This window comes from Sorangium sp. So ce381, from assembly GCF_051473845.1.
In the GTDB taxonomy this organism is placed as follows: Bacteria; Myxococcota_A; Polyangia; order Polyangiales; family Polyangiaceae; genus Sorangium; species Sorangium atrum.
This window is the reverse complement of sequence record NZ_CP150336.1, coordinates 11968761-11987386: the sequence shown is the minus strand read 5'-3', so window position 1 is coordinate 11987386 and position 18626 is coordinate 11968761. Positions and strand designations below refer to the sequence as shown.

The window sequence follows — 18626 nt, the reverse complement described above, 5'->3', positions numbered from 1 at the left end:
CGGCGGGCGATGACGCCGCTCAGGGAGCTGGCTTCTTGCCGGGCGCCGGGCTCGCGGCGGGGGAGGCGCCCTGGGCGCTCGTCATGGCCCGGATGGCGTAGTTGAGCGCGGCGCGCAGGTTACGTTGCGTGTTGAGCTGGGAGAGGTCGAGGCCGAGCGCGACCATGGTCTGCGCGACCGTCGGCTTGATGCCAGCGACGATGCCGTCCGCGCCGAGGAGGCGGATGGCGGTGATGAGCTGGATGAGGTGGCTCGCGACCCGGGTGTCGACGACCTCGACGCCGGTGAGGTCGAGGATGGCGAAGCGCGCCCGCTTCTCGACGATCTGCGCGAGCAGGCTGTCCATGACCTCGGCGGTGCGGACGCTGTCGACCGTCCCGACCATGGGGAGCGTGAGCACGCCGTCCCAGACCTCGATGATCGGCGTCGAGAGATCGCGGATCACCTTCTGCTGCGCCGCGATCTGGTCGAGCTGGATGCGCAGCTCCTTCTCGACGAGCCTGGAGTCCGACACGTCGAGCGAGACCCCGAGCACGCCGTCGATGCGGCCGCCGGGCTCGCTGCGGAGCGGGATGAGCCAGGTGTCCCAGTCGGCGCCGTGCGCCTCGCCCCGACCGCGGCGAACCTGGCCGTCGTACCATTGCCGCATGTCGGCGGCGGCCTCCGGGGTGGTCCCATAGAGGTCGTACACGCTGTGCCCGACGTGCTGCCCCCGTTTCAACCCGGCCTTCGCGGTCGACTTGCCGTCGTGATAGACGTAGATCCCGTCGCGGTCGAGCGCCCATATCGTCATGGGATCCACGTGCTCGACGAGGCCGTCGAGGATGCGCGCCTTGAGCCGGAGCGTGCTCAGCTCGTCCTCGGTCACCGGGGTGGCGGCGGGCGCGGGCGCAGGGCGGAGCGAGCCGAGGACGGCGCTCCGGTCGGATGACCGGCTGACGCTGCACGACAGCGGCCGGTAGGCGCCGCCGGAGTCGCGCAGGCGCACGCTGAACGAGACGGGCTCGTCCCTCTGAAGGAGCGACGACCAGGCCGCCGAGAGCGCGGCGCGATCGTCCGGGTGCGCGAGATCCGCGAGGAGCGCGCCCGCCGCGACCCCGGGGCCGAGCGCCTCGCGGAGCCCGCCGCTCCCGTGGAGCAACGCTCCTTCGGCCGAGGCGATGAAGAGCAGATCGGCAGAACGGGCGAAGAGCTCGCCGAGCAGCACGCTGGGGGCAGATTCCATCAGTCTCACAACTCCTCAGAGAGCAGAGAAGGATAAGTATAACGTGGACGGAGCAGGCTGCGAAAGAGCTCCCTGGCGGCCGTTGTGCGATTGAGCCGGGAGAAACGCGCCATTTCGTGGGGGCGCTAGCGCTAGCGTGGCGGGCGCTGCGCGGCAAGACGGTGAGCCGGCTCGCCGCTGAATGAGCTACGGCGAGGTGGGCGCAGGACGGCGGAACACCGACTTGCGTGGACCGGAGCGGGTGGCAGCGCCGGCTCATCAGCGCGGATCCGGCGTGCTAACCGCGCTGGAAGGCGGGAACGCGGCTTCCTGAGGCCACAGAGGGGGTCTCGCGATCGGCCGCAACGGGCCAGCAGCGATAGCCGCCGCGCCGCACGGGCCTCGACAAGGTTTCACGCAAAGCCAAGAGAGGAATCGCCTCGTGCGCCGCGAGGCGTGGCAACCCCACAACAGCTTTCTCGTCCTCCCCCCAGAACTCCCGATCTCTCGCGGCGACTCCACCCCTCCAGCCCCCACAGGCCCTCTTCCAACCGCAGCTCGCGCCGTGTGATAGCCTCGCAGGACGCATGGCACCCTACCGCTCCTCTCGCGAGGACCGCGCCGCGCCCCCGCCGCCTCCCCCTGGCCCGGTCGCCGACATGGTGCAGCAGTTCGCCGACCCGTACGCCTTCCTGCGCGAGCTCGTGCAGAACGGCATGGACGCCGGCGCGCGGAAGATCGCCGTGCGCGTCGAGGCGCTGCCCGGCGCGTGCGCGACCTCGGTCACCGACGACGGGTGCGGCATGAGCCGCGAGGACATCGAGGGCCCGCTGCTCACCCTCTTCAGCTCGTCGAAGGAAGGCGACGCGACGAAGATCGGTAAATACGGGGTCGGCTTCGTCTCCGTGTTCGCCCTCCAGCCAGAGCAGGTCGACGTGGAAACGTGGCGCGACGGGAAGGCATGGCTCCTCCGGCTGCACAGCGACACGAGCTACGAGCTCGAGGACGCCGGCCCGCGCCAGGGCAGCGGCACGCGCGTGACCCTGATCCAGCGGCTCGGCCGGGAAGCGTTCGTGGAGCACGCGCGCGTCGCGCAGGCCGCGCTCCGCCGCTGGTGCCGCCACGCCGACCGCGAGATCACCCTCAGCATCGCAGACCACGAGGGCGGCTCCCGCACGGGCGCGATGCGCATCGACTCCCCGCTCGCCATCGCAGCGCCCGTGTCCGTGACCGCCGTCGAGGAAGAGACCACCGTGGTTGTCGGCCCCTCGGCCGGCGCTCAGCACCTCGCACGGCCCACGGGCGGGGACGGAGACCCCGCCGTCGAGCACGGCCAGAGCTTCGCCGGCTTCTACAACCGCGGGCTCACCCTGTTCGAGACCGCGGACGAGCTCTTCAGCGGGCTCGCGGGCGTGCGGTTCAAGGTGATGAGCCACCACCTCCAGCACACCCTGAGCCGCGACAACGTGCGCCGCGACGACGCCTTCTGGGAGGCGATCGCGCGCGTGCGCGAGCTCGTCAAAGGTCCGCTCCGGCGCGAGCTCGCCGCCCGCCTCCCGCAGGCCGCGGCAGCCGCAGCCGCCGGCGAGGCCGAGGGCGCCGCCACCTACGCGGCGTTGCTGGAGGCGGCGCTGTCGCCGCCGACCGCGCTCGATCCGGACGAGATCCCGTTCCCGCTCGCGAGCCCCGTCGCCGGCGAAAGGAGCCGCGCGGGGCTCCGGGCGCTCGCGCCAGGGCGCGAGCCGCTGCTCGTGGCCAGGCGATCCGACGCGCTGACCGCGGCCATGGCCCGCGGCGGGCTGCCCGTCGTGCTGTGCAACCACCGCGCGACCAGGGCGCTGCTGAAGCGGTGCTTCCCGGCGGCGCGCGTCGAGAAGGCGCACGCCGCCTACCTGCTCGTGCGCGAGGAGCGCGAGGAGCCGAAACGCGCCCGCGCGGCCGACGCCGCGCTCCTCCAGGTGATCGCCGACGCGCTCGCCCGCGCCCGGCACGGGGTCGCCCGGGTGAGCCTCTGCCAGGTCGAGGGCGCCCTCCGCCAGCGCAGCGGGTTCCTCCTGCCCGGGAGCGAGGAGCGCGCCGGGCCCGAGCAGAGCTGCCACGCGGCGCGCGAGGTCGTGCGCCGCGCGGCGCGCTTCCCGCCCGGGCACGCCCTCTACCTCAACATCGAGAGCGACACCGTGGCCCTCGCGCGCAGGCGCGCCGCCGTCGACGCGGTGACCGCCGGCAACCTGCTCGCCCGCGCGCTGCTCGTCGAGGCCAAGGGGCCGCTCGATCCCGAGGACAGCGACCGGCTCCTCGACCTCTCGGCGAGCCCGCCGCCGCTCGCGGGCGCGGCGCGCGGCGAGCGGGCGCCCGCAGGCGGCGCGCGCCGCGCGCCGAGGGGGTCGCCGCGGTGAGCCGGGTCGTCGCCCGCGGCGCGATCCGCGTCGATGCCCGCCGCGCCGTCCAGAAGCTCAGGGAGCACCTGCTCGTCGACCTGGACCTCTACTTGCTCGAGCTCGTCCGCGCCGCCGCGGCCGGGGGCGCGACGCAGATCGATCTCCGCTACGACGCCGACGACGTCGTCGTGACCTTCGACGGAGAGCCGCCCGACGGGCCCGCGCTGGCGCGCCTCCTCGACCACGTGCTCAACGCCGCGCCCGACGCCGCGTCCCGGAGGCTCCGCCTGCTCGCCCTCGGCGTGAACGCGGCGCTCGGGCTGCGCCCGGCGCGCGTCGACCTGCTCACGACGGGCCGCGGGCCGTCCGGCGAGGCCAGAGGCGCGACCTGCACGCGCGTGCGCTTCACGCCCGCCCTGCTCGAGGCGCCCGCCGAGGCCCCCGCGCCGGCCGCCGGCCCCGCCTGCGACGAGGTCCCGAGGCCGCCCGGGATGCCCGCGGCCGGCCTGCGCATCGAGGTGCGGCGGAGGCTCGGCTGGTCGGTGCTCCGCCGGGCGATCACGGGCGATAGCCCGCCCGAGCTCGCGCACCTCGCCGCGGCGACCGGCGATTTCCCGGTCCCGATCGCGCTCGCCGGCGAGCCGCTGCGCCGCGCTCTCCCGAGCAGCGACGTCGCGGTGCTCGTGCGCGTGCCGTTCCACGTGCGCGGCGCGCGCCGCGCCGCGCTGGAGATCGTCGCGCCCCCCGAGCCCGCCGGAGGGCCGGCCAGCTCGGCGCCCCGCTCGCGCCCCCGCGCCGCGCCCGTCTCCGCGCCCCTCTCCACGCCCCTCTCCACGCCCCTCTCCGCGCCCCTCCCCACTCCCCTCCCCTCCGGCCTCCCCGCCGTCGACTACCTCGAGCACGGCGTGCGGCTCGTCCGCGAGCGCTGGAGCTTCGCCCCGCGGTTCCCCTCGGCGCCCTACCAGGGCGTCGAGCTCCCGGTCCGCGTCGTCGTCGACGCGGACGCGCTGCCCACCAACGCGTCGCGCTCGGCGCTGCGCGAGGATGCGCCCCTCCGCGCGCGGCTGCGCGAGGCGGCGGCGGGCGCGCTGCTCGACGCCATCAAGGCCCTCGCCGCGCTCGTGTGCGGCGAGGGCGCGGTCCCCGACGGCGCGCTCGTCGTCGACGAGGACCGCGGCCGGCTCGCGGACGCGCTCGCGGCCTTCGCCTGCGTCGCGACCGGGGCGGCGCGGACGGGCGCCGAGCTGCCCGCGGAGGCGCAGGCCGTGCGCGAGCTCCCGCTCCTTCGCGACGGGCGCGGGCGGCCGACATCGCTCGCGGCGCTCGACGCGCGCCACGCGCGCGACGCGTCGCCGCTCTTCCTCTTCCGCGGCGACGCGAGGCTCCCGGAGGAGCTCGCCCCCTGGGCCGGCGACGTGGTCTGGAGCCCCGGGGGCCTCGTCGAGCACGCCCTCGCCGGGCTCCCGCTCGCCGACGCCGAGGCCATGATCGAGCAGGCGAAGCTCGGCGCCGAGCGCCGCAGGGCGTTCCTCCTGCACGCGGCCGGCGATCCCGTCGTGCCGCCCTCCCCGGAGCACGCGTTCCGTGACGCGTTCCAGGTCGACGACGGGCCGCTCGCCGGCCTCCGCGGCGAGCTCGCGGTCTTCGCCGGCGCCCGCGAGCCCCCGCGCGGCGCGGAGGTCCGGGTGTTCGTGGAGGGGCGGCACCTCGAGACCGTGGAGCTCGATCCCGCCGCCGTCCCCTTGCCCGTCGAGATCGCGCTCGCGTGGGAGGGGCGCATACGGCCGCGGTTCGCGTACGACGGGGTCGAGCGCGACGCGCGCTTCTGGCGCGCCGTCCGCCACGCGCTGAAGGTCGCGCTCGCCGCGGCCGACCGCGAGGCGAGGCGGCTCTTCGGCCCGAGGGACGCTCGGCGAGGCCCGCGCTCGACGACGCCCGCGCCTGCGCCCGAGGGCGAGCTCGCGCGCGTGAGGCCCGCGCTGCGCGCCGCGATCGGCGCGGTGTTCTGCGCGCCGCCGCGCCTCGGCGCCGCGGACGGCAGCCCCGGGCGCGGAGGCGGCGCCGCGCCGGCCCCGGACGACGGCCTCGCGCCCGCGAGCTTCGAAGGCCTCCTGGACGCGCGGATCTGGCCCACGCTCGCGGCCGGGTGGTTCGTGAGCCTGAAGGGACTCTCCGCGCTCTCCCGGCCGACGCGCAGCCTCTGCACGGCGCCGCCCGAGGCGCGGGGGCGCGCGGCCGACCGGAGGACGGTGCTCGCCGCGTCGCAGCGCGAGCTCGACTGGCTCGCCGCCGCGCTCCCGGAGCGCGAGCTCGTCCCCTACGCCCCGGGGCTCTTCACCGAGGACGAGCTCGCGGCGCGGGGGCCGGCGCGGCGGCGCGCGCTCGCGGCGTCGCTGGAGCGGCTCGCGGCGCTCCCCGCCGCGGCGCCGGTCCTCGAGGTCAGCGGCCCCGGCTTCCTCGCGCTCGCCACGCCGAGCGACGCGATGGTGGAGGCGTGGCACCACGCGTCGCGGCCCCTCGCCACCCTGGAGGCCGCGCCGCTGCTCGGCCCCGCCGCCATCGCGATCGACGACGACACGGCCGCGCCGAACAGCGGCTGGGACGGCCTCCTGTCGCCGCGCAACGACGTCGTCGTCCACGCGGTCGAGCGCGCGCTCTGCGAGGCGCTCGTGGCCGCGCTGGAGGGCGACGCCGCGGCGCGCGCGCGGCTCGGCCTGCGGGGCGATCCGCTCCGCGAGCGCGGCAGGCCGGACGCCCGCGTGAGCGCCTACCTGCTCGACAGCGCGCAGGCGCTCGAGGCGCGCGCGCGGGCGCTCGGAAGCGCGCCCCTCAGAGCCGCCCAGAGCGACCTCGCCGCCCGCATCCGGCGCCTGCCGCTGCTCGGGATGCTCGACGCGCGCGGCCAGGAGGTCGCGTGCTCGCTCGAGGCCCTCGACGAGACCCACCCGGCGCCCGCGCCGATCCCGGTGCTCGACGCGGCGCCCGGCTTCGAGACGCTCTCCTGGCACCCCCTCGTCGCCCGCGACCCGCGGGAGCGCGCGGCCCTGATGCGGTGGGCCGGCGGGCGCGCCCTCCTGGCGCAGAGCGGGGTGCCGGCGCGGCGGCAGCGCGCCGCCGCCGCGCAGGAGCGCCGCGCCTTCGCCGGCGGGGCGCAGCAGGAGCATGGCCCGCGCGGCGCCGCTGGCCCGCCGCGCGCGCCGCTCGCGCTGACGGGCGCGCCCTCGCACCCGCTGCTGCGGGTGAGCGCCGCCGCGCTCGGCATGCAGGGGCTCGAAGGCGAGATCGAGATCGTCGAGGGGCCGGTATCGGACGCCCGCTTCGTCGGCCCCGACGGCGCGGAGCGGCGCGTGGAGGTGGAGCTGCCGATCCCGCTCCGCCTCCTCGTGCGCGCCGGCGCCGCGGACCCGTCGAGGGACGCCTCCCGCGCGATCCTGACCCGCCTCGCGAAGGCCGCGGGCCGCCACCTGATCTCGCTGGCGCCGCGCTTCGACGAGCTGCCGCCGTTCGCGCGGAGCCACGCGCGCCGCGCGGTCCTGAAGACGCTGGCCCAGGGCAAGCGCGTCGTCGCGGAGGCGGCGCGCGCGCAGCTCTTCCACGACATCGAGGGGAAGCTCTTCTCGCTCGACGACCTCCGGCGCGACCCGCGCGCCGAGTGGCTGTGCACCTCGACGCCGCCGCCCTACCCGAAGCAGCGCTACGAGCGGCCGGTCCTCGCGCTGAGCAGGCCCGAGCGGCTGCAGCTCGCGACCGCCGTGCTCATCAAGGACATCACCGACGCGGTCGCGCGCGATCGCGCGGCCGAGGAGCGCGTCACGGCGCCGCCGCTCGCCGCCGTCGGCCTCGACGCGGCCGCGCGCGCGGCGTGCTTCGCGATCCTGCCCTTCGAGCAGCCGGCCGGAGCGCAGGAGGGCGCGCCGCCCGCGCGCGGCGAGATCGGGCTGCTCGCCCCGGAGCACGCCGGGGCGGCGGGCATCGCGGTGCACGTCGGGCGCCGCCCGCTCTGCGCGCTCGACGCCGGCGACGGGTGGCCGCTGTGCGCGGCCGTCAACGACGACGCGCTCGAGCCGAACCGCGCCTTCGACGGGCTCAAGGCCCGCGGGGACGCGTCGCGGCTCCGGCAGGCGGTGCGCGACGCCGCCGCGCGGTGGCTGCGCGCCCGGCTCGCGCCGCCCGGCGACGCGCTCGCGACGCGGTGGATCGACGTCGCCACCACCTGGCCCCGGCCGCTGTTCGTGACCGGCGCGCTCTGGCTGCCCGCGCGGTGGCCGCGCGCGCCCCGGGTGCTGGTCGCCGCGCCCTCCGCGGCGATCCTCGGCGACGGCCGCGGTGGCGGCGGCGGTGGCGGCGGCGGTGGCGGCGGCGGTGGCGGCGGCGGTGGCGGCGGCGGTGGCGGCGGCGGTGGCGGCGAAGGGAGCGACGGCGGCGGCTTCACCCCCGTCGCGCTGCGCTGCGGGGCGGGCGTGGGCTCCGGGGCGACCGGCGTGGTCGAGCTCGCGCCGGTCGAGGGGAGGCTCCTCGTGTGGCCGCTGCGTGAGGCGCGCTGGGACGCCATCGCGGAGCTCGCCATGGAGGCCGCGGCGTCCATGGCCGCCGAGCTCTCGGACCAGGCGGCCGCGGCGCCGTACCTGTGGAACTTGCACCTGCTCGGCCGCCTCTCCGGCGGCAAGCTCACGGCGCGGACCGCCGCCGGCGAGAGCGTCGGCCCGGCGGCGGTCCGCGCCGAGCTCGCGGCGAGCGGCTGCCTGTGGATCTCCGATCGCCGGGGGAGCGCGGACGGCAATTTCCCGGACGGCGCGCCGCCCTTCGTGCTGCTCGACGACGGCTCGCCGCTCGTCGAGGTGCTGCGCCACCGCGCCGCCCCCGGCGCGCTGCGCGAGCTCGGCGCCCTCGCGGCGACGCCCGCCCCGGCCGGGGCGACCGCGGTGGAGATCGGGCCCGCCTCCGGGACGGGCCTTCCCGCCGCGGGCGCGGGCCTTCCCGCCGCGGGCGCGGGCTCTCCCGCCACGGGCGCCCACGGCGCGGAGGCGCCTGCCGCGGAGGCGCCGCCCGACTCGAGCGGCGCGCGGGCCTGGGCCCTCGCGCTGTGGCGCAGCGTGCTCGGCCTGCTCGGCGGCGAGGCGGCGCCGCTGCCCGGCGCCACGCCCGAGGGGCAGGAGGCGGCGACCGGGGGCCCGCTCGCGGCCGCGATCCACGAGGCCATCGCCCGGATGAACCTCGAGGGGTCCCCCGTGCGCGCCGTCGTCGACGGCCGCTCGGGGCGGCCGATCCGCTACGAGGCGAGCCGGAGCCTCATCGTCGTCAACACCGAGCACGAGGCGCTCGCGTGGCTGCGCGCGCGCGGGGCGCCCGACCCCGCGGCCGTCGCGCTGCTGGCGGCGGCCGCCGTCGGCGAGGTCAACCGGGCGCTGAAGTCGGTCACCGACGCGGAGGAGCGCCGGGCGCTCGATCATCTGCTGCGCTCCATCGGGTAGAGCGCGGGTGGTGGTCGACTTTGCCCGAGAAAGACACAGGGAGACGGGGAGACAGGGAGATTCACTAAGTTTTTCTCCCTGCCTCCCCGTCTCCCTGTTCAGATTGACCGGTACCGGAGCGCGCGGGCGCCCCCGCTCCCCACGTTGCCCGCGCGCCGCGGGGGCGCAAAGCTCTTCCCCGTGGACACCCTCTTCACCGTCGGCCACGGCACCCGCAGCGTGGAGGAGCTCGTCGAGCTGCTCGGCGAGGGGCCGGCCGACACGCTGGTCGACGTCCGGAGGTTCCCCGGATCGAGCCGCTCCCCTCACCTCGGCCGCGCTTCGCTCGCCGAGGCGCTGCCTCGGCTCGGGGTGACCTACGTCTTCCGCGGCGACGCCCTCGGCGGGCGGCGGACCGGGCGGGCCGACTCGCCGCACGTCGCCTGGGAGAACCCGAGCTTCCGGGCCTACGCCGATCACATGGAGACCGCCGCGTTCCAGCGCGCGCTCTCCGAGCTCGAGGCGGAAGCGCGCGCTGGACGGCGAATGGCCCTCCTGTGCGCCGAGACGCTCTGGTGGCGGTGTCACCGCCGCCTCATCGCCGACGCCCTCGTCGCGCGCGGGCTCGCTGTCGTCCACCTGCTCGGCCCCGGCGCGCGGACCCCGCACCAGCTGAACCCCGCAGCCCGGCCCGACGGCGCCGGCAGCCTGATCTACGACGTCGGCGCGCAGCGCGCGCTGCCGCTCGGAGGCCCCGACCGGAGGGCCGTGCGGTAGGTGTCAAAAATCACGAAGTCCACGTAGTGGTCCAGTCGGGTATCACCTGAAAAATAGACCATCAGTCGTCGCACTGACGTCCTGATGCCGGCCCCCTGGAGCGCCCTCCGCGCCCACGGGCCTTCCGCTGAGCTCGACATCGCGCGCTCCCCAGCCCGTCCGGTATGGCGGAGCTGCACCGATTCCGTTACCGTCCCGAAATCACATGAAGGCGCGCCCGATGTGGGCAGGGCCTCCTGGCTCGGGAGACAGTAATGAAAGTGCAACGCATTTCGGCGATCCTGCTCACCTCGGTCGCCTTCTCTGCAGGCTTCATCGGTTGCGGTGACGACGACTCGGGCGGGGGCACGGGCGGCGGCTCTTCCTCTTCGACCACGAGCTCGTCATCGGGGGGAGTCGCCCAGAGCAGCGGCGCGGGCGCGAACACGGCCGAGTTCCTCGGCACCAGCTGCACGGCCGACGCCGACTGCGGGCCGGACGGCGTGTGCGTCCTGGAGTCGGATGGGGAGGCCGGTCCTGCGGGCGGGTACTGCACGACGGAGTGCGCCGACGACGGCGACTGTGAAGGCGAGGGCAGCGCCTGCGTCAATGGCATCTGTTACCTGGGCTGCGTCCTCGGAGAGCCCGAGATCACGGCCCTCGACGATGAGCTCGACCCGCTCAAGTGCCACGGCCGCGACGAGCTGCGCTGTGAAGAGGTGGATGACGGCGTGACGGTCTGCATGCCGAACTGCGGCTCCGACTCCCAGTGCTCCGACTCCGGCCGCAGCTGCGATCCCAGGCAGAACGCGTGCGTCGACACGCCGCACGAGGGTCTGCCGATGGGGGCCGCGTGCGACCGCGACGCCGACGAGGATCCGTGCGCCGGATGGTGCGTGGGCTTCCCCGGCGGCGTCAGCGCGTGCACCGAGTTCTGCGGCTTCGGCGGCGATCCGCTCGAGTCCGACTGCGGCGGGTTCGAGAACGGTATCTGCCTCTACCAGTTCGCGGAGGTCGTCGGCGCCGGCGACTTCGGCGCCTGCACCAGGGCGTGCACGGCGCACGACGATTGCCTGTTGCCGAACGCCCGCTGCGAGGACTTCGGCCTCCCGAACAACGGCTTCTGCATCTTCGACAAGCTGCCTTGCGAGGACAACAGCGATTGCAAGGACCCGGACGAGTGCGCCGAGACGCCTGACGGCTTCTTCTGCCTCGACCCGCTGTACCCGCTGAGCAACGAGGGCACGGGCGGCGCGGGCGGCGCGGGCGGCAGCGGCGGCGCGGGCGGCAGCGGCGGCGGCGACGGCGGCGCGGGTGGCAGCGACGGCGCGGGTGGCAGCGGCGGCGCGGCCGCCAGCAGCAGCGCGGCAAGCACCACCGCGGCCAGCACCACCGCGGCCAGCACCACCGCGGCCAGCACCAGCAGCGCGGCCAGCACCAGCGGCGCCGGCGGAAGCGGCGGCGCGGGCGGCGCCGGCGGCGCCGGCGGCGCGGGCGGCGCCTGATCGCCGAGCCCCAGGACAGGCACTCATCTCATCTCCTCTCGATCCCCAGGAGGTGAGATGAGCGCCTCGCGCTCCACTCCCCTTCCCCGAAGCACCCGAGACACCGCCGTGGCGGTCGCGACGACGCGTTTCCCAGGGCGCCCACGCGCCCAGGGGGCGGCGCGCGCCGCCCTCGCCATCGCCGGTCCCGTCGCGCGCGCGAGGTCTGTTTATCGGCCCGCAGAGGGCGCGCTCGCCCGCGGCGACAGGCCGCGGACGAGGGTCGCCAGCGTGCGCAGCACCGGGGTGTCGACCCCGGCCCGGCGCCCGCGCTCGACCACCGCGCCCTGGAGGATATCGACCTCCGTCGCGCGGCCGGCCCGCACGTCCTGCAGCATCGAGGGCTCGGTGAGCGGGAACTCCGAGCGCGTGAGGGCGAGCATCGCGTCCGCGGTCGCCTCGGAGATCTCCGCCCCTTCCGCCCGCGCGACCGAGATCACCTCGAGCATCGCCGTGCGGGTGAGGTCCTCCATCCGCTCCGCGACCACGCCGGCGCGCTGTCCGGTCAGCGCGCAGATCGCATTGAAGGGGGCGTTCCAGACCATCTTCTCCCAGAGCATGGCGCGGTGGTCCGCCCCGCGGCGGACCGGGATGCCCGCGCGCTCGAGCAGCGCGGCGGTCGCCTCGACCCGCGCCTCCTGCCCAGGCCGGTAGGGCGCGAGCCCGGCGCGCGTCGGCGCGAGCGTCTCGATCTCGCCAGGCGCGGCCACGCCCGAGGACATGTACGCGATCGCGGCGATCACGCGCGGCGCGCCGACGTCGCGCGCGACAACGTCCTCGGAGTCGAGCCCGTTCAGGAGGGGCGCGGCGAGGCCGTCCGCGGCGAGCAGCCCGGGCAGCTCCGCGCTCACCGCGGCGAGCGACGGCGATTTCACGGCGATGAGCGCGAGATCGAACGGCCCGCGCGCCCCGTCGAGCGGGGCGACACGGAGGGGCGGAGTGCGCAGCTCGCCGGACGGCGTGCGGAGGATGAGCCCGCGGGACCGCATCGCCTCGGCGTGCGCGCCCCGCGCGACGAAGGTGACGTCCTCCCCAGCGAGCGTGAGCCGCGCCCCGAAATAGCCGCCCACCGCGCCCGCGCCCACAACGAGGATCCGCATCGGCGGCGACCATAGCACGCTCGAGCCGGACGGCAGCGGACCGACGGGTGGCGACCCGCGAGGATTGCGGATATGCCTACGCCGAGATGCGTAGGCCGGAAGCCCCCGCCACGGCGCACGAGAGCGGCCTCATGAGCGCAGGCGAGCCGAGCGTGACGATGGAAGCCGAGCAGCTCCAGCGCTTGCTGGACGCCCTCCCGGCGCTCATCTCGTATATCGACAGCGACGAGCGCTACGGCATCGTCAACCGGGCCTACGAGCGCTGGTTCGGCGAAGACAGCGGCTCCGTCGTCGGCCGGCACGTGCGCGAGGTGATCGGCGACGTCGCCTACGCCTCCGTGAAGCCGCACATCGCCGCGGTGCTCGCCGGGCGGCCGCAAGACTTCGAGTCGGGGCTCTCCTACCGAAAGGGCGGCTGGCGCCACGTGCGCATCCAGTACATTCCCCACCTCGGGGCGGGCGGCGACGTGCGCGGCTTCTTCGTGCTCGTCACGGACGTCAGCGAGCAGAAGCGCGCCGAGGACGCGCGGCGCTTCCTGGCCGACGCGTCGGCCGCGCTCGATCCGGCGCAGGGCCGCGACGCGGGCTTCCGGCGTGTCGCGGCCCTCGCGGTCACCTCGGTGGCCGATCTCTGCGCCGTCCACACGCTCGAACCCGACGGCTCCGTCCACGCGCGGGTCGTCGCGCACGCCGATCCCGCCAAGGCAGAGCTCGCCGCCCGGCTGGCCCGGCCCAGCCGCACCCGGCCGGAGCCCGGGACGCCGCCGTCGCCGTTGCACGAGGTGCTCCACGGCGGCCACGGCCGGCTCCTCGCCGACCTCGCCGGCCACGCGCTGGCCGACGCGGATCACATCGCCGCCCTGCGCGAGCTCGGCTGCCGCTCCGCGATGATCGTGCCCATCCGCGGCGACGGGTGTGTCCTCGCGGCGCTCACGCTCGCGTCCGCGGAGGTGGCGGATCGCGCTTCCGGCGCCGCCGATCTCGCCTTCGCCGAGGAGCTCGCGCAGCGCATCGAGGTGGCCTTGCAGCGCGTGCGCCTCTACGACATGGCCCGCGACGCCGAGTCCGAGGCGCGGCGGCGCTTCCTCGCCGAGCAGGAGGCACGCCGGGCCGCCGAGCGCGCGGCGCAGCGCATGGCCGGCCTCCAGCGGATCACGGCGGCGCTCGCCGACGCGCTCACCAGCGAGGCCGTGGCGCAGGTCGTCGTCGACGTCGGCGTCGCCGCCGCGGGCGCGCACGGCGGGGCCATCGTCGTGACGGCGGGCGACGAGCTCGAGTGCCTCAAGGCGGCCGGCTACGAGGGTGACACCGTCGAGCGCTTCCGGCAGATGCCCCGCGACGCCGCGCTCCCGCTCACCGACGCGCTGCGGACCGGCGCGCCCGTCTGGCTGCGCTCGCGCGAGGAGTGCTCCGCCCGCTACCCGCACATCGTGAGCACCGCGCTGTCCGGCGCGACCCAGTCGCTCTGCTGTCTCCCGCTCGTGGTCCAGGAGCGGCCCATCGGCGTGCTCGGGCTGAGCTTCGCGGAGCCGCGCCCGTTCGACCGGGAAGAGCAGGAGTTCCTCGTCGCGGTGTCGCGCCAGTGCGCGCAGGCCATGGAGCGCGCCCGCCTGCACGAGGAGCGCGCCGCCTTCGTCGAGCGCGAGCGGCGCGTCGCCCTCGAGAACGCCCGGCTCTACCGCGAGGCCCACGAGGCGGACCGGCGCAAGGACGAGTTCATCGCCATGCTGTCGCACGAGCTCCGCAACCCGCTGGCGCCCCTCACCACCGGCCTCGAGCTCCTGCAGATGAGCGCCAAGATGAGCGCCGGCGAGCGCGCCGATCGCGACGATGGGCAGATCCTGGCGACCCTCGAGCGGCAGGTGAAGACGATCGCCCGGCTCGTCGACGATCTCCTCGACGTCTCCAGGATCACGCGCGGCAAGATCGACCTGAAGCGGGAGCGGCTCGACGTCGCCTCGGTGATCGAGACCGCCGTCGAGTCGGTCCGCCCGCTGCTCGTCCACCGCAGGCACGATCTCGTCCTGTCGGTGGATCCGGGCGTCTTCGTGCACGGCGACCGCGTGCGGCTCGAGCAGATCGTCGTGAACCTCCTCAACAACGCGATCAAGTACACGAACCCCGGCGGCCGCGTCTCGCTCGCCTGCGCCGCGATCGCCGGCGACGCGCGGATCCAGGTGACCGACACCGGCGTCGGCATCTCCGCCGAGCTGCTCCCGCGCGTCTTCGAGCCGTTCATGCAGGCCCGGCGCACGCTGGACCGCTCCCAGGGAGGCCTCGGGATCGGGCTCACGCTGGTCAAGCGGCTCGCCGAGCTGCACGGCGGCCGCGTCGAGGCGCTGAGCGCGGGCCACGGCGAGGGGACGGCCATCAGCGTCTGGCTCCCGCTCGCGGGCCCGCCGAGCGCGCCGGCCGAATCCCCCCCTCCGCCAGCGCCTCCGCCGGCGCTCGAGGCCGCCCCTGGGCGCTCCGGGGCGCGCGCCCTCCACGTCCTCGTCGTCGACGACAACGTCGACGCCGCCGAGGGCCTCCGGCGCATCCTCCAGCTCCACGGCCACGCCGTCTCGGTGGTCCACGACGGCCCGGCGGCGCTCGAGGCCGCGCGCGCGTCGAAGCCCGAGCTCGTCTTGCTCGATATCGGCCTTCCCGGGATGGACGGCTACGAGGTCGTCCGGCGCCTGCGCGCCGAGCCCGAGCTCACGCGCTCCTACATCGCCGCCGTCTCCGGTTACGGTCAAGACCAGGACCGCCGCCGCTCGCGCGAAGCCGGCTTCGACGCGCACCTCACCAAGCCGGTCGCGACGGCGCAGCTCCTGTCCTTGCTCGCCGAAGCCGCCCCACGAGGCTGATCGGCCCGCGCTCCATTTCAGAAGTGCAATGCTTCCGCCCCGGGGCGCGATACGTCACTGAAACAGACTCTTTCAGCTCTGAAGGATGCGCCCATTTCCTTTCATCGACGCTGTCGCGTCCAGGCTCGCTCGGGGCCTTGTTGGGCTCGTCGATGACGGCGAAACATGCATGAAACAGAGGCGATGTCCCGGGCTGGGCGCGCCGTCGGGCCGACAATTTATTCGTGCGAAACAGTTGCGAAACAGAGCCCACAGTACACAGTTTTTGGTCCGGGACTGTGGCTGATGCCTCGTTCGGACGGCAGCGCGGCAGTGACGGTGAGAAGGACTCACCGGGTCCAAAGGTGGGTTTCATGAGCAAGAAGAAGGACCTCCTCGTCATCGGCAACGGCATGGTCGGGCACAAGTTCATCGAGAACATGGTTCTCGGCGGCTTCCTGCGCGAGTGGAACATCACGACCTTCTGCGAGGAGCCGCGGCTCGCCTACGACCGGGTGAACCTGTCTGCCTTCTTCAACGGCAAATCGGCCGAGGATCTGTCGATGGTCAAGCCCGGCCTCTACGAGGAGGCGGGCATTCAGGTCCATCTCAACGACAAGGCCGTCTCGATCGATCGGCGGAAGAAGGCCGTCACGTCGGCGAAGGGGAAGACGGTCTATTACGACAAGCTCATCCTCGCCACCGGCTCGTATCCGTTCGTCCCGCCGATCAAGGGCAAAGACGCGAAGGGCTGCTTCGTCTACCGCACGATAGACGACCTCGAGGCGATGGACGCCTACGCCAAGGTCGCGAAGGTCGGCACGGTCATCGGCGGCGGCCTGCTCGGGCTGGAGGCGGCCAACGCGCTCAAGAACATGGGCCTCCAGGTCCACGTCGTGGAGTTCGCGCCGCGCCTGATGGCCCTCCAGGTCGACGACGCCGGCGGCGCGATCCTCCGGGCCAAGATCGAGTCGCTCGGCGTGAACGTGCACACGAGCAAGTCGACGACGGAGATCGTCGCGGAGCACGGCCGCGTGGCGAGGATGGTCTTCGCCGACCAGAGCGAGCTCTCGACCGACATGATCGTCTTCTCGGCCGGCATCCGCCCGAGGGACGAGCTCGCGAGGGCGTGTGAGCTCGCGCTCGGGAACCGCGGCGGCGTCGCCATCAACGAGCGCTGTCAGACGTCGGATCCGGACATCTACGCGATCGGCGAGTGCGCGAGCTATAGCAGCCAGCTCTACGGCCTGGTGGCGCCCGGCTACCACATGGCCAAGGTCGCGGTCGACGCCATCACCGGGGGGAAGGAGACCTTCGGCGGCTTCGACATGAGCACGAAGCTCAAGCTGATGGGCGTGGACGTCGCGAGCTTCGGCGACGCGTTCGCGACCCAGCAGGGCGCGCGCGTGCTCAGCTTCATGAACGCGACGTCGAACGTCTACAAGAAGCTCGTCGTCAGCTCGGACGGCAAGCTCCTCCTCGGCGGCATCCTCGTCGGCGACGCCGCGAACTACGGTCAGCTGCTCCAGCTCGTGCAGAACAAGATCGTCCTCCCGCCGAACCCGGAGGATCTCATCGTCACGGCGCGGGACGGCGCGAAGCCGGCGGGCCTCGGCGTCGACGCGCTGCCCGACACGGCGATGATCTGCTCGTGCCTGAACGTCACGAAGAAGGCCATCTGCTCGGCCATCTGCGACGACAAGCACGTCACGGTCGCCGGCATCAAGGGGCACACCAAGGCCGGCACGGGCTGCGGATCGTGCACCACGCTGATCTCCGACATCCTGAAGAAGGAGCTCAAGAAGGCCGGCGTCGCGGTCAACAACTACATCTGCGAGCACTTCAACCACTCGCGCCAGGAGCTCTATCACCTCGTCCGGATCCACCAGATCAAGACCTTCGACGACCTGGTCGCCCGCCACGGCCAGGGCAAGGGCTGCGAGATCTGCAAGCCCGCGGTGGCGTCGATCCTCGCGTCGACGTGGAACGAGCACATCCTGAACAAGAAGCACCTCCCGCTGCAGGACACGAACGATCGGTACCTGGCCAACGTCCAGCGGGACGGCACCTACTCGGTGGTCCCGCGCGTGGCGGGCGGCGAGATCACGCCGGATCAGCTCATCGCCCTCGGGGTGGTCGCGAAGAAGTACAACCTGTACTCGAAGATCACCGGCGGCCAGCGCGTGGACCTGTTCGGCGCGCGGCTGGAGCAGCTGCCCGACATCTGGCGCGAGCTCATCGCCGCCGGCTTCGAGTCGGGGCACGCGTACGGCAAGGCGCTGCGCACGGTGAAGTCGTGCGTGGGCAGCACCTGGTGCCGCTACGGCGTGCAGGACTCGGTGGGCTTCGCTGTCGCGGTCGAGAACCGCTACAAGGGGCTGCGCAGCCCCCACAAGCTGAAGTCCGCGGTGTCCGGCTGCGCGCGCGAGTGCGCCGAGGCGCAGGGCAAGGACTTCGGCATCATCGCGACGGAGAAGGGCTACAACCTCTACCTCTGCGGCAACGGCGGGATGAAGCCGCAGCACGCCCAGCTCTTCGCCTCGGATCTCGACGAGGCGACGCTCATCAAGTACCTCGACCGGTTCCTGATGTTCTACATCCGCACGGCGGACCGGCTCCAGCGCACGTCGGTGTGGTTCAACAACCTCGAGGGCGGCATGGATTACCTCCGCCAGGTCATCATCGAGGACTCGCTCGGGATCTGCGACGAGCTGGAGAAGGAGATGGCCCACCTCATCGCCACCTACGAGTGCGAGTGGAAGGCCGCGGTCAACGACCCCGAGAAGCTCAAGCAGTTCCGCCAGTTCGTGAACGTCGGCGAGCCCGACCGGAGCATCGTGTTCGTCAGCGAGCGCGCGCAGCACCGCCCCGCGGCGTGGCAGGAGAAGTCGAACCTCGTCGAGGAGATGATCTGACGGCAGGGCCGAGGGGCCTTGTCTGAGGGAGACCGTCATGAGCGAGCTGCACACTTCGAAAGCGCCTCGGAGCGAGACCACGACCCAGGTCTGGGTCGACGTCTGCGGGGTGGAGGACATCATCCCGAACACGGGGGTCTGCGCGCTCGTCGGGAAGCGGCAGATCGCGCTGGTCCGCGTCGGCGAGGGGGAGGAGATCTACGCCATCAGCAACTTCGACCCGTTCAGCAAGGCGTTCGTCCTCTCCCGCGGGATCGTCGGGGACAAGGGGGGCGTCCCCAAGATCGCCTCGCCGATCTACAAGCAGAACTTCGATCTGCGGTCGGGTCAGTGCCTGGACGACCCGGGCGTGAGCGTCCCCGTGTACCCCATCCGGATCCGGGCCGGGCGCGTCGAGATCCAGGCCGCGGCGGAGCCGCTCGCGGCGGCGAGCTGACGGGATGACCTGGCG

The 18626-nt window shown here is 74.2% G+C and carries 9 protein-coding genes; 7 read left to right on the top strand and 2 right to left on the bottom strand.

Going from position 1 to position 18626, the window contains the following annotated elements; all coding sequences use genetic code 11:
- Positions 1–19: 19 nt before the first annotated feature.
- On the bottom strand, positions 20–1225 hold the full coding sequence (locus WMF29_RS44905; RefSeq protein ID WP_437326177.1) for an STAS domain-containing protein: 1206 nt from the start codon (positions 1223–1225) through the stop codon (positions 20–22).
- 566 nt (positions 1226–1791) lie between these two features.
- Here WMF29_RS44905 and WMF29_RS44900 point away from each other — a divergent pair.
- From WMF29_RS44900 to WMF29_RS44885, 4 genes are all read left to right on the top strand, one after another.
- A complete protein-coding gene (locus WMF29_RS44900; protein ID WP_437326176.1) occupies positions 1792–3600 on the top strand; it encodes an ATP-binding protein in 1809 nt (602 codons plus the stop codon).
- On the top strand, positions 3597–9053 hold the full coding sequence (locus WMF29_RS44895; protein ID WP_437326175.1) for a hypothetical protein: 5457 nt from the start codon (positions 3597–3599) through the stop codon (positions 9051–9053). The genes WMF29_RS44900 and WMF29_RS44895 overlap by 4 nt, the downstream gene beginning before the upstream one ends.
- 180 nt (positions 9054–9233) lie before the next feature.
- A complete protein-coding gene (locus tag WMF29_RS44890; protein ID WP_437326174.1) occupies positions 9234–9809 on the top strand; it encodes a DUF488 domain-containing protein in 576 nt (191 codons plus the stop codon).
- Positions 9810–10063: 254 nt separating this feature from the next.
- A complete protein-coding gene (locus WMF29_RS44885) occupies positions 10064–11293 on the top strand; it encodes a hypothetical protein (RefSeq protein WP_437326173.1) in 1230 nt (409 codons plus the stop codon).
- A 209-nt stretch (positions 11294–11502) separates the two neighbouring features.
- Here WMF29_RS44885 and WMF29_RS44880 read toward each other — a convergent pair whose 3' ends face one another.
- The gene (locus WMF29_RS44880) at positions 11503–12432 is read right to left on the bottom strand and encodes a ketopantoate reductase family protein (protein WP_437326172.1); all 930 of its coding nucleotides are present in this window, start codon (positions 12430–12432) and stop codon (positions 11503–11505) included.
- An 86-nt stretch (positions 12433–12518) separates the two neighbouring features.
- On the opposite strand from WMF29_RS44880, the gene WMF29_RS44875 reads away from it, so the two are divergent.
- The 3 genes from WMF29_RS44875 to nirD all read left to right on the top strand — a co-directional run bounded on the left by WMF29_RS44875 (position 12519) and on the right by nirD (position 18611).
- Entirely contained in the window at positions 12519–15281 is a 2763-nt protein-coding gene (locus tag WMF29_RS44875) for an ATP-binding protein (protein WP_437326171.1), read from the top strand.
- Positions 15282–15634: 353 nt separating this feature from the next.
- Positions 15635–18175: a nitrite reductase large subunit NirB gene (gene nirB, locus WMF29_RS44870; RefSeq protein WP_437326170.1), complete on the top strand. Its 2541-nt coding sequence runs from the start codon at positions 15635–15637 to the stop codon at positions 18173–18175.
- 37 nt (positions 18176–18212) lie between these two features.
- Complete coding sequence (nirD, locus tag WMF29_RS44865; protein ID WP_437326169.1) at positions 18213–18611, top strand: nitrite reductase small subunit NirD; 399 nt, start codon at positions 18213–18215, stop codon at positions 18609–18611.
- Positions 18612–18626 lie beyond the last annotated feature (15 nt).